The sequence below is a fragment of the Amycolatopsis circi genome, from assembly GCF_003385235.1.
GTDB lineage: Bacteria > Actinomycetota > Actinomycetes > Mycobacteriales > Pseudonocardiaceae > Amycolatopsis > Amycolatopsis circi.
In genome coordinates, this window is sequence record NZ_PQIA01000057.1 from 16,715 (window position 1) to 43,437 (window position 26,723).

21 protein-coding genes are annotated in these 26,723 nt (G+C 68.9%); 1 reads left to right on the forward strand and 20 read right to left on the reverse strand.

Features of this window, described 5'->3' with window-relative positions; genetic code table 11:
* The first annotated feature begins 39 nt into the window (after positions 1-39).
* On the forward strand, positions 40-2,094 hold the full coding sequence (locus tag D0D37_RS23625) for a HelD family protein (protein WP_116202748.1): 2,055 nt from the start codon (positions 40-42) through the stop codon (positions 2,092-2,094).
* 441 nt (positions 2,095-2,535) lie between these two features.
* Here D0D37_RS23625 and cysC read toward each other — a convergent pair whose 3' ends face one another.
* The 20 genes from cysC to D0D37_RS23720 are packed head-to-tail and all read right to left on the reverse strand — an operon-like array spanning position 2,536 to position 26,691.
* A complete protein-coding gene (gene cysC, locus D0D37_RS23630) occupies positions 2,536-4,374 on the reverse strand; it encodes an adenylyl-sulfate kinase (protein ID WP_116202749.1) in 1,839 nt (612 codons plus the stop codon).
* Positions 4,374-5,285 carry a sulfate adenylyltransferase subunit CysD gene (gene cysD, locus D0D37_RS23635; RefSeq protein ID WP_116202750.1) on the reverse strand — a complete coding sequence of 304 codons (912 nt, stop codon included), beginning with the start codon at positions 5,283-5,285 and terminating at the stop codon, positions 4,374-4,376. The genes cysC and cysD overlap by 1 nt, the downstream gene beginning before the upstream one ends.
* Complete coding sequence (locus tag D0D37_RS23640; protein WP_116202751.1) at positions 5,282-6,568, reverse strand: condensation domain-containing protein; 1,287 nt, start codon at positions 6,566-6,568, stop codon at positions 5,282-5,284. The genes cysD and D0D37_RS23640 overlap by 4 nt, the downstream gene beginning before the upstream one ends.
* Positions 6,565-8,025 (reverse strand): amino acid adenylation domain-containing protein, encoded by a 1,461-nt coding sequence (locus tag D0D37_RS23645; RefSeq protein ID WP_162834429.1) that lies wholly within the window; start codon positions 8,023-8,025, stop codon positions 6,565-6,567. Before D0D37_RS23645 ends, D0D37_RS23640 begins: the two co-directional genes overlap by 4 nt.
* Positions 8,022-8,297: a phosphopantetheine-binding protein gene (locus tag D0D37_RS46785; RefSeq protein WP_162834430.1), complete on the reverse strand. Its 276-nt coding sequence runs from the start codon at positions 8,295-8,297 to the stop codon at positions 8,022-8,024. Before D0D37_RS46785 ends, D0D37_RS23645 begins: the two co-directional genes overlap by 4 nt.
* 41 nt (positions 8,298-8,338) lie before the next feature.
* A complete protein-coding gene (locus D0D37_RS23650) occupies positions 8,339-9,607 on the reverse strand; it encodes an MFS transporter (protein WP_116202753.1) in 1,269 nt (422 codons plus the stop codon).
* Positions 9,591-10,361: a sulfotransferase-like domain-containing protein gene (locus D0D37_RS23655; RefSeq protein ID WP_116202754.1), complete on the reverse strand. Its 771-nt coding sequence runs from the start codon at positions 10,359-10,361 to the stop codon at positions 9,591-9,593. Before D0D37_RS23655 ends, D0D37_RS23650 begins: the two co-directional genes overlap by 17 nt.
* Positions 10,358-11,446, reverse strand: a complete 1,089-nt coding sequence (locus D0D37_RS23660) for a M20/M25/M40 family metallo-hydrolase (RefSeq protein WP_116202755.1) — start codon at positions 11,444-11,446, stop codon at positions 10,358-10,360. Before D0D37_RS23660 ends, D0D37_RS23655 begins: the two co-directional genes overlap by 4 nt.
* Positions 11,443-12,264: a [LysW]-aminoadipate kinase gene (locus tag D0D37_RS23665; protein WP_162834431.1), complete on the reverse strand. Its 822-nt coding sequence runs from the start codon at positions 12,262-12,264 to the stop codon at positions 11,443-11,445. The genes D0D37_RS23660 and D0D37_RS23665 overlap by 4 nt, the downstream gene beginning before the upstream one ends.
* A 5-nt stretch (positions 12,265-12,269) precedes the next feature.
* On the reverse strand, positions 12,270-13,271 hold the full coding sequence (gene argC, locus D0D37_RS23670; protein WP_116202757.1) for an N-acetyl-gamma-glutamyl-phosphate reductase: 1,002 nt from the start codon (positions 13,269-13,271) through the stop codon (positions 12,270-12,272).
* Positions 13,268-14,137 (reverse strand): RimK family alpha-L-glutamate ligase, encoded by an 870-nt coding sequence (locus tag D0D37_RS23675; protein ID WP_162834432.1) that lies wholly within the window; start codon positions 14,135-14,137, stop codon positions 13,268-13,270. Before D0D37_RS23675 ends, argC begins: the two co-directional genes overlap by 4 nt.
* Entirely contained in the window at positions 14,134-15,249 is a 1,116-nt protein-coding gene (locus tag D0D37_RS23680) for a transketolase C-terminal domain-containing protein (RefSeq protein ID WP_116202759.1), read from the reverse strand. Before D0D37_RS23680 ends, D0D37_RS23675 begins: the two co-directional genes overlap by 4 nt.
* Positions 15,242-16,084, reverse strand: coding sequence for a transketolase (locus D0D37_RS23685; RefSeq protein WP_244223644.1), 843 nt, complete (start codon positions 16,082-16,084; stop codon positions 15,242-15,244). Before D0D37_RS23685 ends, D0D37_RS23680 begins: the two co-directional genes overlap by 8 nt.
* On the reverse strand, positions 16,081-17,331 hold the full coding sequence (locus D0D37_RS23690; protein WP_116202760.1) for a DegT/DnrJ/EryC1/StrS family aminotransferase: 1,251 nt from the start codon (positions 17,329-17,331) through the stop codon (positions 16,081-16,083). The genes D0D37_RS23685 and D0D37_RS23690 overlap by 4 nt, the downstream gene beginning before the upstream one ends.
* Positions 17,328-18,374 (reverse strand): BtrH N-terminal domain-containing protein, encoded by a 1,047-nt coding sequence (locus D0D37_RS23695; RefSeq protein ID WP_116202761.1) that lies wholly within the window; start codon positions 18,372-18,374, stop codon positions 17,328-17,330. The genes D0D37_RS23690 and D0D37_RS23695 overlap by 4 nt, the downstream gene beginning before the upstream one ends.
* A 34-nt stretch (positions 18,375-18,408) precedes the next feature.
* Complete coding sequence (locus tag D0D37_RS23700; RefSeq protein ID WP_116202762.1) at positions 18,409-18,954, reverse strand: hypothetical protein; 546 nt, start codon at positions 18,952-18,954, stop codon at positions 18,409-18,411.
* A complete protein-coding gene (locus D0D37_RS23705) occupies positions 18,951-19,529 on the reverse strand; it encodes a GNAT family N-acetyltransferase (protein WP_116202763.1) in 579 nt (192 codons plus the stop codon). The genes D0D37_RS23700 and D0D37_RS23705 overlap by 4 nt, the downstream gene beginning before the upstream one ends.
* Positions 19,529-20,803 (reverse strand): cytochrome P450, encoded by a 1,275-nt coding sequence (locus D0D37_RS23710; protein WP_116202764.1) that lies wholly within the window; start codon positions 20,801-20,803, stop codon positions 19,529-19,531. The genes D0D37_RS23705 and D0D37_RS23710 overlap by 1 nt, the downstream gene beginning before the upstream one ends.
* 23 nt (positions 20,804-20,826) lie before the next feature.
* The gene (locus D0D37_RS23715) at positions 20,827-23,400 is read right to left on the reverse strand and encodes a thioesterase domain-containing protein (protein ID WP_116202765.1); all 2,574 of its coding nucleotides are present in this window, start codon (positions 23,398-23,400) and stop codon (positions 20,827-20,829) included.
* Between the two features lie 33 nt (positions 23,401-23,433).
* Entirely contained in the window at positions 23,434-26,691 is a 3,258-nt protein-coding gene (locus D0D37_RS23720) for a non-ribosomal peptide synthetase (RefSeq protein WP_162834433.1), read from the reverse strand.
* Positions 26,692-26,723: the final 32 nt, after the last annotated feature.

Consider the following 26,723-nt stretch of genomic DNA (forward strand, 5'->3'; position numbering starts at 1 on the left):
CTCGGTGCCATCGATCACCCGACAGCGGGGAGTCCAGGGGTGCCGACCGAAAATGATGTCGAGCGTGAGCTTGTTCTCGAGCAGGAGTACGTCAACGCCTTGTACGGCAGGCTCGACGCGTTGCGTGAGCAGGCGGCGAGAGGTTGTGAGAGCGAGGATCCGGAGGCGGCGGCGCGCTGGCAGGCGGAGTTGGCACGACTGCAAGCCGTCGAGGACGGGCTTTGTTTCGGGCGGCTGGAGATGCACGACGGGAGCCGGACGTACATCGGCCGGTTGGGGTTGTTCCAGGACGGGGCGGACGAGCCGTTGCTGCTGGATTGGCGGGCTCCGGCGGCGCAGCCGTTCTACACCGCGACCATGGCGGAGGCGCACGGGGTTCGAGAGCGGCGGCGGATCACCACCCGGGGACGGGTCGTGACAGCGCTCGACGACGAGCTGCTTGATCCCGACGTCGCTGATGCCGGGACCCTCGTCGGGGAGGCCGCGTTGATGGCGGCGCTCACGGCGGACCGGACCGGGCGGATGGGCGACATCGTCACGACGTTGCAGGTCGAGCAGGACCGGATCGTCCGCGACGGGTACTCGGGGGTGCTGGTGGTGCAGGGCGGGCCCGGGACCGGGAAGACGGCGGTGGCGCTGCATCGGCTGGCGTATCTGATGTACACGCGTCCGCAGTTGCGCACGCGGGGTGTGCTGGTGATCGGGCCTAGCGACGTCTTTCTCGACTACATCGGACAGGTGCTGCCCGGGTTGGGCGAGCAGGCTGTAGTGACCGCGACGGTTGCCCGGTTGCGGCCGGACGTCGAGGTCAGCCGGGTGGATCCGGTCGAGGTCGCGGAGGCCAAGGGGCGGGCGGAGGCGGCGGAACGAATCGCGGCTGCGGTGTGGGGCCGGGCGGGTGCGTCCGGCGAGGCGGTCGAGGTGGAGTTCGAGCAGCAGCGGGTGCGGCTGGAGTCAAGCGAGTGGCGGGGTGCGGTGGAGTCGGCGGTCGGCACGGGGTTGCCGTATCAGCAGGCACGGTTGGTATTTCAGCAGCGGATGGTGGAGCTTTTCGCGCAGCGGTTGGCCGATCAGATGGAGAACGTGGTGTTCACCGAGAGCGGTGCGGCCATCGACGGCGGGAGCGCGGACGGGCGGCTCGGTGCGGCGGATCTGCGGGCGCTGGCCGCGGCGGGGGTGGTGCTCGGGCCGGAGCAGGACGACGGGCCTCGGCGGTTGCTGGACGAGGTTGATCTTGCTGACCTGCGCAAGGCGTTGCTGGCCGACGTCGCCGTGTGCGGAGTGCTGGATGAGCTGTGGCCAGCGCTGACTGCGGAGGCGGTGGTGGCTGAGGTGTTCGGCGAGACCGGCGCGGCGGCGAAGATCGATTACGCACCGCGAACGGCCGCGTCGTTCGGCGAGGGCTGGAGTGCGGCGGACATTCCGTTGCTGGACGAGGCCGCCGCAGTGCTCGGCGAACCCACCGGGACGTTCGGGCACGTGGTGGTCGACGAGGCGCAGGAGCTGTCAGTGATGGCGTGGCGGATGGTGATGCGGCGCTGTCCGGCCAAGTCGATGACGGTGGTGGGTGATCTCGCGCAGACCAGCGATCCGGCGGGAGCCGCGTCGTGGGAGCAGGTGCTGGGGCCGCATGTGGCGGATCGCTGGCGGCTGGCGGAGTTGACCGTCAATTACCGGACTCCGGTGGAGATCATGGCGGCGGCGAGCGAGTTGTTCGGTGCGCAGCACCCTGATCTCCAACCGCCGCGGTCGGTACGGGCTGCTGGCGAATCGCCGTGGCGTCAGCAGGGCACGCTTGCTGAGGTCGGTGCTATTGCTGGTGAGCACCGTCGTGGGCAACTGGCGATCATTGCTCCGGCGTCTCATCTCGCCGAGTTGCGGGAGGGTTGCGCCGCGACGGTGCTGACGCCTGGGGAGGCGAAGGGGCTGGAGTTCGATTCGGTGCTGATCGTCGATCCGGCCCGGATTCTCGACGCTCCACTGGGCCGCAATGATCTCTACGTCGCGATGACGCGCGCGACCCGGCGGCTGGGGATCGTCCATTGTGGACCGGTGCCGGACGAGCTGGCGGGGATCCGGGAACGCGGGCAGTAGTTCAGAGAGCAGTGCCGCTATCGACTTCCTTGAGGGCACGGGCGGGTGAGGGGATTTTCTCCGGTAGGTTGGCGGACGGCGGGCCGCATTCCGCCGACGTGGGGGTTGTGCGGAGAAGTCGACGAGACTGGAGGTTCGTGGGCAGACGGCCGCTGCGCGGTGATCCGGCAAGACTTCCGACTGCGCCGAGGATCCGCCGTCAGCTCGGCGGAGGCGGACGTCCGGAAACCGAATCCGGCTGACCCGCGCCGAGCCAGCCGGTGCGGCAGGATTTCCGTCGGCGGGGACGACCCGCCGCCGCCCCGGCGGAGCAAGACACCCGGGAACCAGAACCGGCAGACCCGCACAACTCACCGGCATGGCCGAGCGGGCGGGATCTCCGTCCGCGCCGAGGATCCGCCGCCAGCCCGGCGGCCCAGGCCTCCGGGAAGCGAGCACCGCTCACCGTTCCAGCCAGTCCAGCAGGATCTCCGCCTGTGCGGAAGGCTCCCCGTCGTCCGGGCGCAGGACGACGTCCGGGCTGCGGGGCACCTCGTACGGGTCGTCCACCCCGGTGAAGCCGACGATTTCGCCCCGACGCGCCTTCGCGTACAGGCCCTTCGGGTCGCGGGCCGCGCAGGTCTCCAGCGGAGTGTCGACGAAGACCTCGACGAACCGCAGCCCGGCTTCCTCGTGGCTGCGGCGGACGGCGTCGCGGTCGGCGCGGTACGGGCTGATCAGCGTCACGACGGCCACGGTGCCCGCGTCGGCGAACAGTTTGGCGATTTCACCGGTTCGGCGGACGTTTTCCTGGCGGTCTTCGGCGGAGAAGCCCAGTCCGGCGTTGACGCCGTGGCGCAGGTTGTCCCCGTCCAGCAGGTAGGCGGGACGACCGGCGGCGACCAGCCGACGTTCCAGCTCGGCGCCCACAGTGGACTTTCCCGACGCGGACAAGCCGGTCAGCCACACGGTCATTCCCGACGTCGCGCGCCGGTTGCGGGTGACGGCCGGTTCGTGCCAGACGACCGTCGGCGCGATTTCCGCGGGGCCGATGATCATCCCGGCGGCGACCGTTTTCTTGCTGACCTCGTCGACGAGCACGAAGCTGCCGGTGTCGCGGTTGCGGCGGTACGGGTCGAAGTGCAGCGGCTGGTGCGTCCGCAGGCGGATCCGGCCGATTTCGTTCAGGGCCAGCGAATCAGCGGTCTGGTCGCGGTGCAGGGTGTTGATGTCCAGCCGATAGTCCAGCTGGCCGACGGTCGCGGCGACCTCGCGGGTCGTGTGGTGGACGGTGTAGCGGGCGCCGACCGACAGCGAGCTGTGTTCGGTCAGCCAGCAGACCATCGCGTCGACCTCGGCGGCGACGTGCGGGCGGTTGTTCGGGCGGCAGATCAGGTCGCCGCGGACGATATCGATCTCGTCGGACAGTTCGACGGTCACGGCTTGTCCGGCGAAGGCTTCTTCGATCGCGGTGCCGCCGGGGCCGCGGACGGCGGCGATCGTGGTGCCGAATCCAGACGGCAGGACGGTGACCTCGTCGCCCGGTTTGAAGACGCCGCCCGCGATCGTGCCCGCGTAGCCGCGAAAGCCTTGCCCCTCAGCGAATCCGTGGGCACGGATGACGTACTGCACGGGAAGCCGGGCGTCGATGAGGTTGCGGTCTGACGCGACGTGCACTTCTTCGAGGCGGTGCAGCAGCGCGGGGCCTTCGTACCACGGCATTTCCGCGCTGCGGTTGACGATGTTGTCGCCGTGCAGCGCGGAAACCGGCACGAAAGCCAGGTCGTGCACGTCCAGTTTCGCGGCGAAGCGGCGGAATTCCTCGACGATCTCGGCGAAGCGTTCCTGCTCGTAGCCGACCAGGTCCATTTTGTTCACGCACACGATCAAGTGCGGGACGCCGAGCAGGCTGGCGATGAAAGCGTGCCGGCGCGACTGTTCCAGCACGCCTTTTTCCGCGTCTACCAGGATGAGCGCGACATCGGCGGTGGAGGCGCCGGTGACCATGTTGCGCGTGTATTGGAGGTGGCCGGGAGTGTCGGCGATGATGAATTTCCGCCGTGGCGTGGCGAAATAGCGGTAGGCGACGTCGATGGTGATGCCCTGTTCGCGTTCGGCGCGCAGGCCGTCGGTGAGCAGGGCCAGGTCGGTTTGGACGTCGCCGCGTTGCGCGCTGGTGCGCTCGACGGCGGCGAGCTGGTCTTCGAAGATCGCTTTCGAGTCATACAGCAGCCGCCCGATCAGCGTCGACTTTCCGTCGTCGACGCTGCCCGCGGTGGCCAGCCGGACAAGGTGGCTCATCAGAAGTACCCCTCCTTCTTTCGGTCCTCCATGCCGGTTTCGGAAATCCGGTCGTCCGCGCGGGTGGCGCCGCGTTCGGTGACGCGGGTGGCGGCGACCTCGGCGACGACCTCGGCCGGGGTGGCGGCGGTGGATTCGACGCAGCCGGTGCAGGTGGCGTCGCCGACGGTGCGGAAGCGGACGGTCGCGGTGAACGGTTCCTCGTCGTCGGGGCGGCGGTGCAGGAAGCGGGTGTCGGCGAGCAGCATCCCGTCGCGGCGGACGACGGGGCGGCGGTGTGCGTAGTAGAGCGGCGGCAGGTCGATGGCCTCGGCCGCGAGGTAGGTCCAGATGTCCAGTTCGGTCCAGTTCGACAGCGGGAACACCCGGATGTGCTCGCCCTTGCGGTGGCGGCCGTTGTACAGCCGCCAGAGTTCCGGTTGCTGATTGCGTGGGTCCCATTGGCCGAATTCGTCGCGGAAGCTGAACACGCGTTCCTTGGCGCGGGCTTTTTCCTCGTCGCGCCGCGCTCCCCCGAAAACCGCGTCCAGGCCGTGTTCGTTGATTGTCCGCAGCAAAGTCACCGTCTGGAGCCGATTTCGGCCTGCTCGCAGGTCTTCCGTGACGCGGCCGCGGTCGATGTCGTCCTGGACGCGGCCGACGACGAGCCGCACGCCTAGCTTCGCGACGACCTCGTCCCGGTATTCGATCACCTCGTCGAAGTTGTGGCCGGTGTCGATGTGCACGAGCGGGAACGGGACCGGCGCGGGCCAGAAAGCCTTGCGCGCCAGGTGAAGCATGACGACGGAGTCCTTGCCGCCGGAGAACAGCAGCGCCGGGCGGGCGAAGGTGGCCGCGACCTCGCGGAAGATGTACACGGCTTCGGCTTCGAGGGCTTGCGGGTGGGTCAGTTCGTACGACGGCGCGGTCATCTGCGGGCCTCCAGCCGGTCGAGCAGGGTGCGCACGGGAAGGTCGAGGTCGCCCGAGACGAGCGACAGCGCGGTCAGCCACTGCTGCAGGACGGCGTACGCTTCGTCGGGGGTGAAGTAGTCGGTGGCGTAGTCGGCGCGGACCTGCCAGCTCTTGCCGTCCGCGACCACGTATTGCAGCCAGTCGAACTTCGCCGCCGCACCCGCGACGTACACCCGTTCGCAACGCAAGCCCGGAAGCTGCAATTGGCTAGGCGCTTCATCGAGGACCAAGCAGATCCGGCCCAGGTGCGAGCCGGACAGCACGCCGCGCTCCCGCGTGACGCCTCCGCCGAGCAGCGCGTACGGCACGTTTCGGTGCCGCAGGACCGCCAGGGACGTGCGTTTCGCGGCAGCGCAGACCTCGCCTGCCGTGGCAGTGGAGGGCACCTGATATCTCACCGGCAGCAGATCGGTCAGGCAGCCGATGACGTCGTCGAGGTCCGGATCGCCGCGGCGAGACATCGGGGTGCCGAGGACGATGTCGTCGTCGTTCACCGCGGCAGCGACAAAGGCCAGGCAGGCGCTCATCAGCACGTTCGCGGTGGTGCGCAGCGAGCGGGCAGCCGCGCGGACCGCGTCGCCCAGCTCGGCGGAGACAGTGCCGCGGACGCATGCGCACTCGGTTCCCCGTCGTTCGGACAGCGGACGCGGGTGCGGCGGCAACTGGGACATCGCCCGCGCGCCGTTGAGATATGAGGACCAGAAGGTGAGATCTTCTTCCGCGATCCCGGCCGCTCGCTGACGGACGGCGTGCTCGCCCAGGGTCGACGCCGGACCATCGGCGGCCTTCTCCGCGTACAGCGCGGACAACTCGCGGTCGATCAGCACCAGCGAGGCGTCGTCCACGATGACGTGGTGAATCTGCAGCAGCAGGACATATTCATCCGGCCCGTAGTCGTACAGCGTCATCCGCGCCGGTGCCGACGTGAGGTCCAGCGGTCGTTGCCCGGCACGGCGCAACACCTCGTGCAGGTCTCCGCCGGGCCACGGCAGCCGTTCGAAAGGCAAGGTACCGACCGGATCGATGAGCTGGATCGGGCCAGTCTCGTCAAGGGTGAACCTTGTGCGGAACGCGGCGTTTCGGTCCACCAGCGCCTGAAGCGCGCGTTCCAGCGCCGGGACGTCGAGCGGGCCGGAGATGCGCTGGGCCCACGTTTCGAGAAATGGCGAGGGGTTGCCCGCGAACTGGTCAGCGATCCAGATCGCTTCCTGTTCGAAGGTCTGCGGAAAGACGGCCGTCATCGGTTCTCCAGCGCCGACAGGTCGACTTTGCCGTTCTCCCGGCGAGGAAGTTCTTCGACCAGTTCGAATCTCGTCGGGACCGCATAGGCGGGCAGCAGCGCGGCGAACTCCTTGCGCGCTTCCTGCGGGGACAACTGCGCGCCGTCGGCCAGCGTGTAGACCAAGGCGATCTGCGCGACCCGGCCGTCCGCGTCGGTCCGGCCGACCGCGGCGCACGTGCGGATCTGCGGGACCGCAGCCGCGGCGGCCTCGATGTCGCCGAGTTCGATCCGGTTCCCGTTGAGCTTGATCTGCCGGTCCCGTCGGCCGCGATAGTGCAGGATTCCTTCGGCGTCCAGCAATCCGACGTCACCGGTCCGGTAAACCTGGCGGTGCTCCCCCAGCGTCGGGAAACGCTCGCGCGACAGCCGCTCGTCACCGAGGTAGCCCAGTGCCACACCCGAGCCGAGCGCGACGATCTCGCCTGTTTCCCCGGTCGATGCGGGGGAACCGTCTTCGCGCAGGATGACGACCTCGGTGCCCGGAACCGGCACCCCGGCCGGAATTCCGCCGGGCACTTCGACATCGGACGGCGTCATCCGGTGCACGGTCGTCAGCATTCCGTTCTCCGCCGGACCGAAACCGTTCCAGAGCGGGATTTCCGGAAATCGGCCGAGAAAGATGCCGACGTGCCGGGGCGATTGTTTTTCGCCGCCGACGTAAAGCGTCTGAACGCCTTTGAAAGCGTCGAGATCCTCGTCGACGATCAGGTTGAACAGCGAGGTCGTCAGCCAGACCGTGTCCACGCCCTCCTCGGCGACGAGTTCGCGCAGCCGGCTCGGCATCAGGTGGCTTTCCTCGACCACGACACACCTGCCGCCGGTTGTCAGCTGACCCCACAGCTCGAACGCGTACATGTCCCACGAACCCGGTGCGACCTGCGGCGTGACATGCCCGGGCCCGAAACCGGGCAACCCGTCCAGGCCGAACATCCTGGTCACCGCGCGATGCGGCACCAGGACGCCTTTGGGGACACCGGTGCTGCCGGAGGTGAAGAACACCATCGCGATGTCTTCCGGCCCGGACAGAACCGGCGCGGCCTGAGCGCCCGAGGCGATCTCGGCCAGCGGCACCGGATCGAGCGGGCAGGTGACGCCCAAACCGGCACCCGGACGGCCGACGACGACCGGATCGTCCAATTGGGACAGAATCGACGCGATCCGGCTCTCGGGCCAGCGCGGGTCGAGCACCGCGTAGGCGGCGCCCGCCATCAGCACGCCGAGCTGGACCGCGATCAGCTGCGCACTGCGCGGCAGCACCAGCGGAACGATGTCACCCGGCCGTACTCCCTCCGCGGACAGCCGGTGCGCCAAGGCTTTCCCCGCCGCGACGAGAGTCCGGTAGCTGACCCGTTCGCCGCCGTGGACCAGCGCGGTCTCGTCGCCGGAGTGCCGGGCCACCGCGGCGTGGACGCTCACGGCGTGCCCTGCCGGATCTGCTCGACGAAATCGGCCAGCTCGTCGTGTTCGAGCAGCACCGTCGGGTCGAGCCGACAGCCGATCCTGCCCGCGATGCGCGCGCAGATCCGGATCGCCGCGAGCGATCCGCCGCCGAGGTCGTAGAAACTGTCGCGCCTGCCGACCAGGTCGACGTCCAGCACCGTCGCCATGATCGCGGCGACGCGCTCCTCCAGTTCGTCGGCGGGACGTTCGTACTCCGCGGGCGACAGGGCAACACGGCTTTCGGGCACGGGAACTCCTCTTCACAGCATTTTCGGGGCAAAAGCAGAACTCAGTCCGTTCCGGGGATCGGTTCCAGCGGGGCGGTCTTCGGGGTGTGACCGGCCTCCTCGGCTTCCTTCAGCCCGCGGGTCGTCACGCGCGACGCGAACACGAACGCGGCGAGCGTCAGCCCGATCGCGGCGGCGACGAAGGTGGCGGCCGTCCCCTGCCAGCGCGCCAAAGCACCGCCCAGCAGCGCGCCCACCGGCACGACGCCGAGCACGATCAGCCGGTACGCGGCGGTGACCCGGCCCAGCAGTTCGTCCGGCACCGCGGCCTGGCGGAGCGTGCTCACCACGATCTGGTTCAGCGCCGTCGCGATCGCGCTCAGGAACATCAGGATCTCGACCAGGACGACACTGTGGGTCAGGCCGAGCGCCGCGTAACTGGCGGCGGGCACGAGGGCGGCGAGCCAGGTCACCGGTCCGCCGCCGAGCAGCGGCACCGCCTTGGACGCGATCAGCGAACCGAGGATCGCGCCCGCCGCGGGCACCGCGATGAAGAACCCGTACCAGGACGTCGTCACGCCGAGCGGACCTGTCGCGAGCAGCACGAGCAGGCTGGCCGTGGCGGAGGAGAAGAAGTTGATCGAGGCGGAGATGAACGCGACCCGGCGCAGCAGCCGGTGTTCCCAGAAGTACGACCAGCCTTCCTTGATGCTGCGCACGACGTCGCCCGCCGAATGCGTGCTGCCGCTGGTGTCGTGCGCGGTCGGCAGCATCCGCGGCAGGGTCACCAAGGCCAGCGCGGCGAGCGCGAAAAGCCCGGCGCTGGTGGAAAAGACGAGCACTGCCGACATCGCGAACAGCGCCGCGCCCGCAGGCGGTCCGATGAAGCTGTGGATCGCCGACTGGGTGGCGAACAGCCGGCCGTTCGCCCGCTCCAGGTCCTTGCGTTCGACTAGCCGCGGCGGGACCGTCAGCGCGGCGTTGTCCACCAGGGTTTCGGCGGTGCCGGTCAGGAAGACCGCCAGGTAGAGGATCGCGATGCTGTGCAGCTGCGCGACCAGCATCACCACCAGCAGCAGGAAACCGGCCGCCCGGACCGCGTTGCCCCAGACCATGATGAACCGCCGGTCGACCCGGTCGGCGAGCGCTCCGGCGGGCAGGGTGAAGACCAGCCACGGCAGGAACTGCGCCACGGTGAGCCCGCCGATCAGCAGCGGGTCCCTGGTCACCAGCACGGCGAGCAGGGGCACGGCGGCGATCACCAGGCCGTCGCCCAAGTTCGACAGGACCTGCGACATCCACAGACGGGTGAAGCTACGCCCCAAGCTCATGTGCACTCCTCTGCGATCCTTGCCCGCTGGCTGGTTCCCTCTGCTCCGGATTCAGCGCCGCCCTGATCCGGTCGTGATACGGCAGCTGGTCGCGTTCGTATCTCTCCGCGACGAGCTGAAGTTCGGCGGGCAGTTCCTCCCGGGTGCGGGACGCGACGCCCAGCGCAGTCGACGCGCTCGCCCCGGCGTGCCAGCGTCCGGTGGTCCCCCAGCTCGGCGGCGGCTCCTTCCGGAACGCGAGCGAGCCGGGCACGAACGGGATGCCCATCGCCGCGCAGTACGCCGTCATCTCCTGCTCCGGGTCGCGGACCATCCGGTCGCCGTCGACCAGGTGCATCGGCATTCCGGCGGCGCGGACGGTGGCCACGATGTCCCACAGGTTCCGGAATCCCATCGCCCGCGATGTCGCGTCGGCCTGCATCACGAGGTGCGAGCGCACGGTGTCGCGCGGGTTCCGGATCATCGCCGCGTGCTGGCAGCGGCGCACGAAAGCCGGGTTCGCGCCGAGCCGGTCGAGGGGAAAGTCCGTGGTGTCCTTGAAGAACACCGGCCGCGTCGCCGCGGTTTCGAGGAGCGCGGCCATCACCTCGTCCTGGCTCGCGCAGGTCTGGTCGGCTACCTCCGCGGTGCCGAAATCGCACACGCGCGAGAACGGTTCGTGGACCACCAGGAAATCGCCGCGCTCGTACATCGCGCGTTCGAACGCGGTCGACCGCGACCGCGGCACGCACCACAAGGCCAGCAGTTCGGTCACGACTTCGCCTCCAGCAGCGAGTTGTCCAGTTCCCGCAGGGCCGTCCGCAGGATCCGGACGCCCGCGAGGTATTCCGCGATCGCGATGTGCTCCCCGTCGGTGTGGTTCTGATACGGGTCGCCGGGGCCGTAGGTGGCCATCGGAACGGTCCAGGTGCGGCTCAGCGTGTTCATGTCGCTGGTGCCGGTTTTGAGGCTGTACCGGGGTTTTCGCCCTTCGATGGCGATGGCGCGGGACAGCGCGCGCACGCACGGGGAACTTCGCGGTACGGCAACCGGCGGGACCTCGTATCTCAACGTCACCGCTATGTGCTCGCCCAAAATCGTCGAGACTTGCTGCCGCAGTTCCTCGGGCGACGTGTGCGGCGGAGTCCGGAAGGACAGCGAGCAACTGCTGGAGAACGGCTCGAAGCTGCCGTTCTTGACGACCATTCCCACGTCGGCGAAGTTCGCGTTACCGCGTGTCGAGAAGACATCGAGAAGCCGGGCCAGCGCTCCGATGAGCGTCTCGCTCGACTTCAACTCGGGCGTCGCGGTGTGCGTCCGCGTGACCTCGCACCGTACGTCGAGCTGGACCATTCCCTTGTAGCCCACCGTTACCGTCGACGACCCGCTCGGCTCCCCCACCAATACGGCGTCCGGCACCGGCACGGTCTCACGGACGTGCTCGGCACCGCGCGAGGACAATGCTTCTTCCTCGACCACGCCGATCCAGTGGACGCGCAGGCCGAGGTCGCGGCTGGTGAGCGCAGCGACCAGCATCGCGATCAGCGGCCCCTTGGCGTCAACAGCGCCGCGGCCGCGAATGTGGGTGTCGCCGTGCTCGAAGGGCACCTCGCCGGGAACGGTGTCAAGGTGGCTCAGCAACACGACCGTCCGCGCGCCGCACCCGACGATCGCGTGCACATTTCCGACGTCGTCAAGGAAACTCTCCGCGCCGAATCCAGTCGCGACGTCGCGCAACCGCTCGGCCAGCTGCCGCTCCTCGCCGGAGACGGACGGGATCGACACCGCCTCGGCCAGCAGCGCGACCGCCGCGCTGTCGACCAGCTCGCCCTCCCGCGTGCTGAAATCCTGAATCGTCATGCCGGGCCCAGCCCCTTCCCGATCAAGGTTCCGCTTCCGCCGAGTGCTTCCGTCAGCGGTGCTTCCCCGCGTCCGTCGCAGATCTGCACCGCCTGCAGCCCCTTGCCGAGCGCTTCCGTCGCCGCGGCGATCTTCATCCGCATGCCCCCGCTCAGCGTCGGGATCAGCTCCTCGGCGTCGGCCACGCTCAACTCCGCGACGGTGGACGACGGATCGTCCGGTGAGGCCAGCAATCCGGCGGTGTCGGTGAACAACAGCAGCCGGTCCGCGCGCCAGGCGGCGGCGATCTCGCAGGCCAGCCGGTCGGCGTCCACATTGGTCGGTTGCCCGTCGGCGGTCATGCCCGGCGGGCAGACAACCGGCACCATCTCCAGGGCGTGGACGGCGTCCAGCAGGCGAGGGTCCACGCTCACGACCCGGCCAGCCAGGTTGTCGCGCACCACCCGGGTGCGGCCGTCGGCCACCGCTCGGATCGCCGCTTTGCGCTCGGTGCGGACGAGTCCTCCGTCCATTCCGGACAGTCCGACCGCCGGGACGCCGCGCTCTTGCAGCGCCGAGAGCAGCCGCGCTTGCGTACGGCCGCGCAAGGCCATCATCACCGCGGTGAGGGTGGCCGCGTCGGTGTATCTCGTCTGCATTCCGTCCGGGGACTGCAGGGTGCGGCGCGGCAGGCCGAGTTCGCCGATGGTCTGGTCGATGTCCCGGGATCCGCCGTGCACCACGGTGATCCGGTGCGTGCGCCACAGCGCCGCGAGGTCGTCGGCGATGCCGGTCCCGCGCTCCTGGAGGCTGCCGCCCCACTTCACGACAATTCTCATCGCGCTCACACCGGGTGCAATCCGGGGAAGGCCAGCCCGCTGCTCTCGGGGAGGCCGAGCAGGAGATTCATGCATTGCACGGCGCCGCCGGCCGCGCCCTTCACGAGGTTGTCGAGGCTGGCCATCACGAGCGCGCTGCCCCGGTTGTCGACCGCGATGCCGATGTCGCAGTAGTTCGAGCCGAGCAGCACCTTCGGATCCGGATAGCGGAACGCGCCGCGCGAGCTGGTGAGCAGGCGGACGAACGGTTCCGAGCCGTAGTCCTCGCGGTACAGCCCGATCAGCTCGCGTTCGCTCAGGTCGACTGCCACGCGCGCCAGCGTCTGGACGCCACGGACCTGCGGTGTCGCGGTGACCGTCATCGAGGACTCCACGCCGAGCGCCTCGGTCACTTCCGCTTCGTGCCGGTGGCCGAACGGTGCGAACACCCGCAATACGCCGCTGCGCAGCGCGTGGGAGTTCGACGTATCGGTGGATGCGCCGGAACCGCTGCTGCCTGTTCGGGCATCGACCTGAACCGAGCGGAGGAGACCGCGCTGCGCCAGCGGTGCGAGGCTGAGAATCGCGCAGGTGGCCATGCAGCCGGGAACAGCCACCCGGTCCGCGTCCACGATCTGCTTGCGGTGCAACTCCGGCAGCCCCCGGACGAACGCGGGGTCGCCTTCGCGGTTCCAGCCGTAGTAGCGCTGCATGAGCGCGGCGTCCTCGATCCGGAAGTCCGCGGTCAGGTCGACGATCTTCGGGGCGTACGCGCTGACCTCGTCGAGAATCTTGCTCGTGGAACCGTGCACGCCCGCCAGGAACACGAGGTCCACCGGCTCCAGGTCGGCGCGCTGCCGGTACCGCAGGCCGCTCCCGCGCAGCGGCGGGTGCGCGGTCTCGACGGCCCGGCCCGCGTGCGTGTCCGAGGTGACGGCGACGACCTCGACTCCGGGGTGGTGGACGAGCAGCCGGAGCAGTTCGCCGCCCACGAACCCCCGGCCGCCCACCACCGCTATCCGCTTCATGCCGATTCCTTCTCTGCGAGTACGCCGCCCGCGCACAGGTCGACAATCCGAGCCGCGACGTCGACGCCGGTCGCGCTCTCGAAACCGCGGAACTCCGGCCGGGAATTCACTTCGAGCACCAATCGACGCCCGTCTGCGCCTTCGACCAGGTCCACGCTCGCCACCTGAGCGCCCACGGCTGCCGTCGCTTCGAGGCACAACCGGCGCACTTCGTCGTCGGGAGCGAGCAACTCGACCGCAGCGCCCCGCGCCACGTTGTTGCGCCAGTCCGTGCCCGAGCGGACGATCGCGCCGAGAAAGTCGCCGTCGACCACGATGCCCCGGAAATCCGGCGAACCGGGCCGGACCGCCTCCTGGACGATCGCGGTCCGCATCGCCGCCGACGGCAGTTCCGCGCAGTGTTCCAGCACGGCCTCGGCGGCGTAACGGTCGGTGATCAGGCTGACCCGCTTGCCCCACGACGAACCGAGCGGCTTGACGACCACCGGGTAGCCGATCGCTTCGATCGCCAGCAATCCCGCTTCGGGGGTCTGCGCGAGCAGCGTCGTCGGCGTCGGGATCCCGGATTGGCGGAGCCGCAGGTAGGTCGACCATTTGCTGCCGCAGATCCGGCTCGACGCGGCGTCGTTGACCGGGTACGCGCCGAACGCTTCGAGCGTCTCGGCCATCAGCAGCGCGCGCTGCGCGGAGATCTCGCGGTTGAGCACCGTGAGACCCGGCAGCCGGTCGAGCTGCTCCGGCGCGAACGACACGGCGCGGGGATCGATCCGGTGCACCGGAAGGCCGCGATTGTCCATTTCGGACAGCAGGCGGCGCTCCTCGTACCGGACGACCGACAGCACGATCCCCAGCGCTGCGGCGTTCATTCGCCCCAATCCTCTTCGGACTCGGGCGCGATCGCGAGCTTCAGCGGAGCGGTCGAGAAGATTTCCAGCTCCGCCGAGCATTTCGGGCAGCTGACGATCTCGCCCGGGTAGCTGTCCGCCTGGATCTGGACGTCCCCGGCGCAGCTGAGGCATTCGGTGGTCATGTGCGTCCCCTTCCCTGTCGGTTGAAGTTCTCCGGTGAAAGCCAGCACCCGGCGGAGAACGGAGCCGGCGTCGAGCCTGCCCGCCGCGAGCAGGTCCGCGTGCGAGCCGGGGGCCAGGAAGCCGTCGAGGCCGATCGGCAGCCAGCGGATCCCGCGTGCGCCGGCCGCCGCGGCGACCTGCGCGCCCATGCCGCCGGAGGGCCAGGCTTCTTCCAAAGTGACCAGCCATCGGCATGCGTCGGCGATGAGGTCGTCGACCGCGGCGGCCGATTCCGGATCGACCGTGTGCACGTTGATCACCTGTGCGCGGCAGCCCTCCGCCGTCAGCCCGCGCGCGACTTCCAGCGCCGTCAGCAGCATCTCGGGTCCGGTGGCGACCAGCGCGACGTCCTGCCCGGCGCGGACCTCTTGCGGCACACCGAGTTCGGGTTCGGGCAAGCCGCTGAAAACCGGCGAGTCCTTGCGTCCGAGCCGGAGGTAGGTCGGGCCGTCGTACTCCAGGCACTGCTCCAGCAGCGAGACTGTCTGGCGCGCGTCGGCCGGGACGACGACGCGCATGTTCGGCAGCGCGTTCATCAGCGCGAGGTCTTCGGCGCAGTGGTGCGTCGGACCGAGCCAGCCGCCGCTGACGCCGCCGTGCGTGCCGACGATGCACACCCGACGCCGCGGATAGGCGATGTCGAGCTTGATGAACTCGAAGGCCCGGCTCGCCGAGAACGCGGCGAAGGTGCACACGAGCGCGCGCCAGCCGAGGTGCTCCGCGCCCGCGGCGAGGCCGATGGCGGCGGATTCCGCGATGCCGACGTTGAGATATTCCATCTCGGGAGTTGGCGTGACAGATCCGGTGTCCGTGTCGACCACGAGCACGTTGTGCCGTATCGCCAGTTCCGGCAACGCGGTGGTGAAGGCGGCCCGGGTGCTTTTGCTCTCCGTTTTGGTGTCAACCACGGCCCGCGCCTCCCCGCCGCATCCCGGCTTCGACGCGTCGGCGCTTCGCCGCGTCGAGCCGGACGAAATGCGACACTGCCCGGCCCGCGAGGAGCCCTGCGCCGTTGCCCTTCACCGTCCGGCACACCACTGCCGTCGGCTCCCCCGTCGCCGCCGCGTCTTCCAATGCCGCACAAAGCGCAGACAGGTCGTGGCCGTCTGTTTCGACGGTGTGCCAACCGAAGCCGGACCACCGCTGGGCAGCCGGTGCGCCGTCGCTCACGTCGTGCACGGAGCCGGTCTGCTGGAAATCGTTCGCGTCCACGACCACGACGAGGTTGCCCGCGTCGACCGCCCGGCTCACCTGCGCCGCCTCCCAGACCGAACCCTCCTGCAGTTCGCCGTCGCCGACAAGGACGAAAGTCTTCGCGGAGCCAGCCTTGCGCTGCGCCCACGCCACGCCGTTCGCCAGCGCGAGTCCGTGACCGAGCGAGCCGGTGGCGAATTCGACGCCGGGGACCGCGACGTTGCCGTGAGTCGCCAGGCGGCTGCCGGGGTGGCAGAAGGTGGGGATCTCTTCCGGCGGGAAGAACCCGCGTTCGGCGAGTGTCGCGTACAACGCCATCGCCGAATGTCCCTTGCTCAGGACGAAAACGTCGCGGTCTTTCGCTTCGGCGTCGGCAGGATTGTTGTTCAGGACGTGGAAGAACAGCGCGACCAGGATCTCCACCGAGGACATCGAACCGCCGAGATGCCCGCCCTCGGGTCCGGAGCACATCTCGACGATGTGCTCGCGGATGCGGTCCGCGCGGGCTTCCAGAGCCTCGACGTCCGGCTTGCGCACGGCTGTGGTCACGAGGCCGCGCCTTTCTCCAGAACAGCGAGGTTCGACCAGACCTTCTCGACGGCGTCGGCGAACCTCTGCAGCAACGGCCCGGCGTCCGGCGGCAAATGCCGTTGCTGGATGGTGAAACTCCGGTCGATGACGTCCTGGGTGACCGGCCAGGCTGGCTCCTGCCGGCAGAGGGACCGCAACGCGGGCTGGTCGGCCAGCGGCATCATCTGGTACCGGGTCGCGGGCACGCCCTCCGCGCGCAGCGCCCGGATCAGCAGCGTCCGCGCCGCCGCCGTGCTCAGGTCCGGGAAAAGCCGGTCCAGGTCGACGACGAAGCGCAGGATGTGCCAAGCGTGCTCGTACCCGTCCGGCTCACTCGGGCATACCAAACCGGGCAGATTCCCCAGCCGGGCAAGGAAAGCCGCGACGTTCTTCCGCCGCGCCGCGTGATACTCCGGGAATCGCTCCAGCTGACTGCCGGTGTACGCGGCTTGGACGTTGCTCAGTTTCGCGTTGAAACCCAAGCGGTGGCTGACATACCGCCGCGGCTGGTCCGGCCGGATCAGCTCGCCGAACTGCCGCAACTGGACGAGACTGTCCGCGACGCTGTCGTCGTTGGTGACGACGAGACCGCCTTCGCCGCAGGTCGGGAGGTTCTTCGTCATCTGCAGGCTGAACGTGGCCGTGTTGCCGAACGCGCCGCTCAAGACGCCGTGGTACCTGGCTCCGTGCGCCTGTGCGGCGTCCTCGATCACCGCACAGCCGTGGCTGCGGGCGAGGTCGGTGATGGCGGCGAGGTCGGCGCTGAGCCCATGCAGATGAACGGGGATGACCGCCCTCGTGCGCTCAGTGAACACCGCGCTCAGGCTGCGCGGTGACATCGTGAAGGTGACCGGATCGACGTCCGCGTACACCGGCGTCGCGCCGACATGCGTCACTGCCATTGCCGTCCCGACGAACGTCAGCGCCGGGACCACGACCTCGTCGCCCGGGCCCACACCGTGGGCGAGGAGCGCGAGTTCGATCGCCGTGGTCCCGTTGCTGACGCCGACACAGCGGCGCACGCCCAGGAACTCGGCCCACGACCGTTCCAGCCGCTCGACCGCGGTCAGTCCCGCACGGTCGGACACGAGGACGTTCGACTCCAGCACCGCGAGCACCGCGGCCCGGTCCGCGTCGGTCGTCCTCGGCCAGTCCACCGGCGCGAGCGACGGCAGGACCGGTTCCCCGCCGACGAGCGCCAGCTCGCCACCGCCTCCGGCATTCATCTGGCCTCAGCCCACCCTCTCGACAACGCGAGCCGCCATTCGACGGCCAACTGCTCGTACGCGTGCACCAATTCGTCGCCGCGCCGCAGAATCAATTCCGGCACCCGCGCGAGTTCGGCCGCGTGCGCGCTCAGCAACCGCAGGTTCGACCATGCCGACATCACGCTGTCCGCCGCCGCGGCGATTCCGGACAGATACGGCAGACCGACCCGGCGAGCGAACTCCTGCGTCAGCCGTCCGTGCAGGAAAGCTTGTGCCTGCATCGCCCAGCCGAACGTGTAAGCGGGCCGCAATTCCGCCGGATCGCCGCTGTGTTCCTGCAATCGCTGCACGAATCGGCGCACCCCGGCCCGGCCGGTCCACACGCGATCCGTTTCGCCTGCCGCGCCGGCGTTCCAGCGCTCGAGATTGCCCTCGATCGCCCGGCCGAACCCGTCGGCGGTCAACTCCCCCGGCTCCGAGCCCACGCGAGCGGTCAGCAACCGGCCGGCGATCTCGCTGCTGGAGAAGAACACGTCCTGATGGTCGGCCGGATTGCCGGAGGTCCACGCGTTCATCAGGTGCCCGGCGGGCAGCCACCCCTGGAAACGGGGCGGCTGCGCGTCGGACACGTAGAACTCGGTTTCCCCGCCGACCTTCCGCCAGGCCGGAACCACGACCAGGTGTGCGGCATGGACGTCGTGATAAGCGGGACGGAACGGGAGGTGGTAATTGTCCACCGCCACGATCACGCTCGCATGCTTTTCGATCAGCTCGATCAGCTCGTCGGCATTCGTCCCCGAAGTCCATTCCGATTCCACGTCGTGATACGGACACAGATCGGCCGCCACGCCCCGGCTGCTCTGCGCGGGCCGGTAGAACTCCTCGCACATGATGTCCCGCGGCGCGAAAGCGAATTCGCACGCGAGGCCGAGCACCTCGACCGGGCGCAGGCCGTGTTCCAGCAGAATGCTGCCCACCGTGGTCTGGAGACAGCTCAACGGATCCTCGTACCATTGCGGATAGGTGCCGGTCGCACCGTCCCAGCCGCGTTGTCGTGGCATGCCGAAACCTTTCCGAGCTTTTCGGGAATGTCGTTCAGCGGCCCAGCAGCGTCATCGCGAACAAATGGACCGCCGGGTTCTCCGGCAGCGAAAGCGCGCACAGCGGCTGCCTGCGGGTGACCGGAACACGCTGGCACCACAGGGTGATGCCGATGCGTTCCTGCACATGCTGCGGATAGTGGATGGTGTCGGTGCGCAGCGCGAATTCCTCGCCGTAGTCCGAGCGGCCCTCCCACAGATCCGACAGCTCGAACCGGTCGCGGCTCGCCGATCCGTCGGCGAAATGCCAGGTCACGTAGTCCCGGACGCGCCGCTCGCCGCAGCCGATCACGTACAGCCAGTCCCAGCGCCGCCTCGGGACCTCGATCCATTGCCCCGAGCAGACCAGGTTGTCCGGCCCGTTGCCGTCCAGCCGCGTGCTGCGCAGCGGGACGCCGTCGACCACCCGCTCCAGCGGCCCGGGCTGCGCCGGGATCGAATTGCGCCAGACGTTCAGCCGGCCGTCGGCGAGGTTCGCCGGCGTGGTCGCCGCCTGGTTGTTGAGGAACGGTTCGAGCGGGAGCATTTCGTGGACTGTCACCGGAACTCCTTTCGCACCAGTGCTCTGCGCTGCAGCCGCGGCTCGACGACGGTGAAGCCGCACGCCTCGAAGGTGCTGACCCGGCCGTGGAAGCTGTAGGGGTCGAAGCCGGACGCCGGATCGCGGTCGTCCTCGGGATACGCCTCGATCAGGTCTGCCTTCTCCTCCCGCGCCCACTCGGCCGCCCGGTCGATCAGCTGCCGGAGCAGGCCGCGGTGCCGGTGCTCGCGCGCCAGGTAGACGCAGACGATCGACCAGATCCGCTCCGGGTCGTCGCCCGGAAGCAGTTTCGCCGCTCGCGAGCGCTGCAGCCGCGGGAAACCCAGCCGCGGACCCGCGCCGAGCCAGCCGACCGGAACGCCGTCGACCTTGCCGAGCACGCCGACCCGTTCCCCTTCCTGGACCAGATCGCCGAGCATCGTCTTGCGCGCGGCCGGGCGGCACGCGGAATAGTCCTTCGAGCCCAGCCGGAAATACATGCACCAGCAGTATTCGACGAGCCCTTTCGGCCCGAAGAACTCGTCGATCGCGGGCCAGTCGCCCGGTCCGACCACGCTCGTCGCCAGTTCGCTCATCAGTTCCTCCTTTTCGCGGCATCCCTGTCTCCGGCCTGGTTCCAGCCGACCGCGAGAGGCAGGCGCACGACGCCGTTCAAGAAGTTCGAGACGAGATGCCGCGGCGGTCCCGCGAGCGACAAGGACCGCACGTTTTCCCGCCACAGATCGAAAAACGTCTTCAACCCGGCGACGGCCACGTGCTGGCCGATACACCGGTGCACGCCGAGCCCGAAGGCGAGATGCTGGTTCGGGGAACGGTCGGGGACGAACCTGAACGGTTCCGGGAATACCTCCTCGTCCCGGTTGGCCGAGGCGGGCCAGGCGGTGACCAATTCCCCCGCCCGGACCTCGGTTCCGGCGAGCGTAGTGTTCGCGACCGCGCGCCGCAAAACGTGGTTGATCGGGCTCGCCCAGCGCAGCGCCTCGTCCACGAACCGCTGGTCCGTGCGCTCCTGGCGGACGAACCACGACCAGAGGTCGCTGTCTTCGGCCAGCAGGATGAGGGTCTGGTTGATGGTCTGCGGCACCGTCGGATTGGCCCCCATCAGGAACGCGTACGCGTTCAGCAGCGCGACGTCGCGGTCCGGGTCCCCGACCACGTCGGCGGCGAGCGGGCACCGGCCGCTCACCGTGTCCTCGGAAGGACCGGATTCCAGCACCTCGCCGAGCACGGTCATGATCGTCGTGTGCGCCTCGAAAAGGGCGAACCGGCGCTGCCGCTCGGATTCCGGGATGTCCGCTCCGCCCATCGCGCGGACCGTCGCCCGGCCGGTGACCGGCCATTCGCTCTCCGGAATGCCCATCAGCGGTCCGGTGATCGTCATCGGCAGGGTGATCATCTCTTCGCAGAAGTCGAAGGTCTCCTTGCCCCGGACGGCGTCGAACAGTTCGCGCATGCGCGCCTCGATGCCCACCTGGAGCCGCTGGGTCGCCTGCACGGTCATCAGCGGCGTGAAAATGCGTTTCAGTTCGGGATGCAGCGGCGGGTCGGTGAGGTGGATCGCCGCCCCGGCCGCGACATCGCCGTCGCCGCGCACGCTGAGCATGGTGCTGTAGGCCGAGGAGAACGTCTTGTGGTCGCCCAGAACCGCCTTGACGTCGGTGTGCCGCATCGCCGCGAGGAACTGCTGCCCGTCCGGAGTCCGCTGCCGGTGCAGGCCGCCCTCGGCTCGCATCCGTTGCCAGACCGCGTGCATGTCCTGGGCGGAGTACAGCGATTCGTCGTAGATCTCCGGCGAAGCCCCGTCCGGAACCTCGGAAGCGGCCTCGGAAACTTCGAGGGCGACCCGCATGAAACGTCTCCTTTGCGTGAAAGTCAGGCAGAAAGCCCGAGGTTCTCCGCGCACCGCAGGTAAAACCGCGAGGCGACCGACCACTCCGTGATGCCCTGTGCCCCCAGCACCTGCATCGACGCGCGCACCGCGCGCACCATGGCGTCCTGTTCGACCAGTTCGAACCGGCGCAGCGCCGCGTCGTCCAAGTCGGGCAGGGTGTTCGCGATCTCCTGGAGCCGGGTGCTCACCGCGCGCAGCTCGGCGTAGGACCGGATGAGCGGGAACATCAGCGCGTCGATGTCGACGAGCTTCCGGCCGAACTGCTCGCGACCGGCGGCGTGTTCCCAGGCGGTGCGGAACAGTCCGAGACCAAGACCCAGCACGTAGGCCGCGTGTCGCACCCGTCCTTCGCGGGATCCGGGCTCGGCCGAGGACTGGTAAGCGTTCTCGAACCCGAGGTATCCCAGGCTCAAGGTGATCGAGCAGCCGACGGCGAGGCCGAGACCGAGTCCGCCGTCGTCTTCGGGGGTTTCCACCTGGTCGAAGCCCAGCTCCGCCAACGTTTCCGCCAGCGCGCCGCGACGATCGGCGGAGTAACTGAACAACGGTTTCGCCTTGATCCCGGCCCCGACCGGTTCGAGCACCTCGACCACCGCGTCGGCGAGTTCGCCGCCGAACCGGTGCAGGATGTCGCGGCATCGGGTGGAGTAGTCCTCCTTGAGGTCCACCGAAAGCGTCGACAGCATGATCTCCGACGAACCGGCCGACAGCGTGAGTCCGGGCGATTCCGTGAGCCCGGACAACAGTTCCTCGCGGACCAGACCGTCGTGCGACTCGGTCCGGAGCGTCCGCCAGCGGCGCAGCACCTCGTGCCCCACCTGCTGACACGTCTCGCTGGTGTACAGCTTGGCCACCGCGGTGTCGGTCGCTGTCGCATCGGGGCGAAGGAACACCTCCGTAGCCGCGCGTGCCACTGTCGTCGCGCATTCGACTTGGCCTTCGAGCAGCTGCAGCTCATCCGGGCCGACCGCCGCCGCACGCAGGGCTTTCAACCAGCGCGCCGCTCGGACGACGTGGTCGATCCCGGTGCGTTCGATGGCCAGGGCACCGTCGAGCAAGGCCCAGCCGCGACCCTCTTCCCCGATCCGCCGCCAGCTCTCGACTTCGACGTCCTTCAGCCGGACGCGGCACATCTGCTCGGGCTGAATGGTCTCGACCAGCTCGACCGTCACGCCCGCCGAGGCGAGGTCGATGACGAAAAGCGTGATGCCGTCGTATTTATGGCCGTCATCCCCAGTTCGGGCGGCGACCAGCGCCGAGCCCGAGATGTGGCTGTAGATGCTGAACACCTTGACGCCGTTGAGGACATAACGGTCGCCTCGGCGGTCCGCCCGGGCGCGCAGCGACGCGAGATCGCTGCCCGCTCGCGGCTCGCTGTAGAGCACGGTGGCGAATTCCTCGCCCCGGCTGAGCCGCGGAAGCAGGTCTTGTTTCAGCCGGTCCGAGCCGGATTTCAGCACGAAGTAGCCGACGATCTGCACGGTGAGCGCGTACACGAGGTCCGGCAGCCCGGTGGCGATGAACTGCTCGAACAGCTCGATGCCGACCTTCGTCGACAAGCCCGCGCCGCCGAATTCGACCGGCCAGTCCGGCGTGAGCAGCCCGCGCCGGCCGAGTTCCCGGTAGGCCTCGGCGATCGCTTCCGGCTCCATTTTCCGGGCTCGCAGCACCAGATCGTGCCAGTGCGGCGTGTCGACCAGCTCTTTCAACGACGCGCGCAGATCGGGCTCGGCACCGGTGCTGACCACCGGCGTGCTCGTCGGAAGATCCAGGGCGCTCCGGATGATCTTCTCGATGGTGGCGAGGGTGTCGGCGTTCTGCAACAGGCCGTAGTGCTCGCCGGGCAACTCCTGGACATCGACCTCGCCCGAGGTCACCGTGCGCCAGTCCCGTTTGAAGGACTCCGCCGCGCGCACCACGACGACGTCCAGGTCGCCCGGCGTCGGCTTCCATTTGCGGAGAAGACGGCTGTTGTGGCCGAAGATCCGGAGACGTTCGGAGAAGGTCTCCTCGTCCATGCCGACGATCTCGGCCGCTTCGGCCTCGGTGCCCGCCGGGAACTCGCCGTCGTGCCCGCCGGACCGCAACGCGTCGCGGACGAACCACTCCAGTTCCTCGGCGTGCGTCGACTCCTCGTACGCGATGGTCGACCACGTCGAGTCGAGCAGCACCACCTTCGGCCGCTTGCCGCGAGCCGCCCGCAGATTGGCGATTTCCCAGGCCAGCGCGCCGCCGAAAGACCAGCCGCACACCAAATCGAGGTCCGGGCAATGCTCCGCGAGAACTTCCGCGTAGCGGCGGGCGAGATCCTGCATCGACTCCGTCGGCTCGCCGTCGTCGAGCACCGCCCGCGACGATTCCAGCCCCCAGCAGCGGTATTCCGGGAATCTCCGGACCAGCGGCTGATAGGCCAGCAGGCTGCCGCCGACCGGATGCGCGAACAGCAGGGCCTTCGCGCCGGGGGCCGACCGGCTCAGCTCGACCAGCCCCGGCACGCCCGGTGCCGCCGACCTCGCGCTGAGATAGCTGCTCAGGCGTTTGCCGTCACCGTCCATCTCTCCTCCTTTCCGGATGCGCTCCGCGTCCGCTCACTCGCCGGCCAGCAGCCGGGCGACGTCCTCTTCGGTCATCCCGGCGATGGCCTTCTCCAGTTCCTCGGCCGACAGCGAGGCCAGCCGCGCCCGTTCGACCTCCAGCGCCATGCTCTGCACGCTCGAATCGTTGAAGAACGCGGCGAGCGAGATCGTCGCCGAGAACAGCTTCTTGATCTTCGAAACCAGTTGCGCGGCTTGCAGACTCGTGCCGCCGAGGTCGAAGAAGCTCGCCGTTTTGGGGAAATCGGTGCGGCCGAGGATCGGGCCGAACGCGTCGGTCAGCATCGCCCGTTCGAGATCGGTGAGTTCCTCCGCGGGCGCGGCCTCGACGGTGAAATCGGCGTCCGGCAGCGCGCGTTCGTCGATCTTCCCGCTGCCGTTGATCGGCAGTTCGTCCAGCAGCACGAACGTCGACGGCTGCATCGTGGACACCAGCCGCTTGCGGCAGTAGTCCCGCAGCGAGCTTTCGCTCGCCTGCTTCGCTCCCCCGGTCGCGCAGTAAGCGACGATCCGCTTCTGCTCGCCGTCCTGGCGGATCTGGACGTACACGTTGCGGAGCCCCTCGGCGGCGCGGAGCACGCTCTCGATCTCGCCGACCTCGATCCGCACGCCGTTGATCTTGACCTGCCGGTCGCGCCGTCCGACGTACACCAGCCGGCCGTCTCCGTTGTGCCGCACCAGATCCCCGGTCAGATACACCCGCGCGGACGGATCGGGCCCGACCGGATCCTGGACGAACTTCTCCCGGTTGTCCTCGTCGCGGCGCCAGTAGCCCGGCGTCAGCCCGACCCCGCCGAGCGCCAGCTGCCCGATGACGCCTTGGGGCACCGGCCGGTTGCGCTCGTCCAGCACGTAGGCGACGTGGTTGTCCATCGGGCCGCCGATCGGCAGCCCGGCCGGCGGCAGCGGCTCTTCCAGTTCCTCGACGACGCTGGTCACGGTGCATTCGGTGACGCCGTAGCCGTTGAAAATGCGCCTGCCCTTGCCCCATGCGCGCACCAGCTCGTGCGAGAACGCCTCGCCGCCGACGAACACGATGCGCAGTTCGTTCAGCGGACCCGGGTCGAGCAGCTTCATCACCGACGGCGGCAGGTCGGTCACGGTGACCCGGTGGTCCTCCAGGAACTGCTGGACCTCCGCCATGCTCAGCCGCATCGCCGACGGCACGACGTGCAGCGACGCCCCGCTCAGCAGCGCACCGAACATCTCGAACACCGACACGTCGAACCCGCAGGACGCGTAGCCCAGCACGCGGTCGGCCGGGCTGAGTTCGAACAGCGTCCGGACGTTCCGGATGAAGCCGAGGATGTTGTCGTGGGTGATCAGCACGCCCTTCGGCTTGCCGGTGCTTCCCGAGGTGTACATCAGGTACGCGACGTCGTTGCCGCCGCGCGCCGGTTCGGGCAGGCTCGCCGGAACCGGGGCCTCGACCGGCAAGCGGCATTCCGCGCCGGGCGCTATGCCGGCTGTCGTCGCGTCGCAGACCACGCAGCGCAGGTCTGCGTCCTCGATGATCGCCTCGATCCGGCCGCGCGGGTTCATCGCGTCGATCGGCACGTACACCGCGCCTATCGCCAGCAGCGCCAGGACGGTCGCGGAGAAGTCGGCCGACGGTTCCAGCGCGACGCCGACCCGATCGCCCGCGCGGACTCCGGCTTCGGCCAAATAGCCGCGAAGCGCGTCCACCCGTTGGCGCAATTCCTGGTAGGTCAGGTCTTTTCCGGGACTGCTGACGGCCAGCCGGTCCGCGTGCTCGTCGGCGACCTGGCAGAAGTGCGCGTAGACGTTGCCGGTCGGCACCGGTGTCTGCGTGCCGATGCCGAGCCGGGCCTGGATCCGGCGGGATTCAGTGTCGTGGGCCCACAGTTCGCGCAGGCTGATGCCCGGTTCGGCGATCGCGCTGCGCAGCAGCCAGACGAACACCCGCTGCATGGTTTCGATCGTCGCCTGGTCGAAGATGTCGGTGTTGTAGGCGGTGTGCACCTCGAGGTCCGGGCCGCTGCGCGCGATCGTCCACTGCTGGAAGAACTTCGCCCGCGTCGTGGGGACCTCGACCTCCGTCGCGGACACGCCGTCGAGGCGCATCGGCTCGGTCCACTCGTTCATCGTCAGCGTGTACTGGAACAACGTGGACCGCGACGGGTCGCGCCGGACCTGCGCGCTCGCGATGATCTGCTCCAGCGGCAGGTACCCGTGCGCCTGCGCGCCGCGCAGCCGCTGCTGGACCCGTTTGATCGACTCCTGGAAGGTCTCCTCCGGGTCGAGCTGGAACCGCAGCGGCAGCATGTTGATGAAGAAGCCGAGGGTCCGCTCGGTTTCGACCTCGGCGCGGTTCGCGCTGGGCATGCCGAAGACGACGTCGCCGGACCCGGAATACCGGTGGTACAGGCAAGCCATCACCGTGGCGTAAACGGTGATCGGGGTGGTCGCGAGCGACGAGGCGAGCCGGTTGGCCTGGGTCGCGAGACCTTCGCAGGTCTGGACCACTGCGTAGCCGGGATAGGTCACCGCGGGCGGCAGCGGGCGGTCGCCGGGGATGTCCATCACCTCTACGTCGCGCAGCGCTTCCGCCCAATGGTCCGCGCTGGCCTGCCAGGCCCCGGCGCGCATCTGCTTGCGCTGCCATTCGCTGAAGTCGGCGAACTGGACGGCGGGCGGTTCCACGAGCGGCGTGGTGCCGGCCCGGCGCGCGTTGTATTCCTTCTCGAGTTCGTCGAAGAAGATGGCCGTCGACACCCCGTCGAAGACGATGTGGTGCACGACCAGGCCGAAGTAGTGCAGGTCGGGGCGGACCCGCATCAGATCCGCGCGCCACAGCGGGAACTCCGTCAGCGTCATCCCGACTTCGGCGAGTTCGTCCAGCATCCGGCGGGCTTCGGCCTCCGACGGCGCGGTCGACCGCGGGACGACGATCTCGGGATCCTCGACGATCCCCTGGAAGAATTCGTCGTTCTCCTCGAGCACGTAGGTCCGCAGTGCTTCGTGGCGGCGGACGATGCTGGCGAAGGACTCGGTGAGCGCGTCGGCGTCCAGGTCGCCTTCGAGGCGGAAGAGGAACGCGACGTTATAGGTCGATTTTCCGGTGGCGAGCTGGTCCACCACCCACAAGGTGTCCTGCGAATACGACAGCGGCACGTTGCCGCGGTCCTGGCGGGGCCGCGGTCCGTCGGTGATCTTGGCGCGTGCACGGGCCAACATGTCGGCAAGCGATTTCTTCTTGCCCTCCGCGGTACTGTCGTGCACTGTACTCACCCGTTGCTCCCTTCGCGGTGCTGAGCGGAATG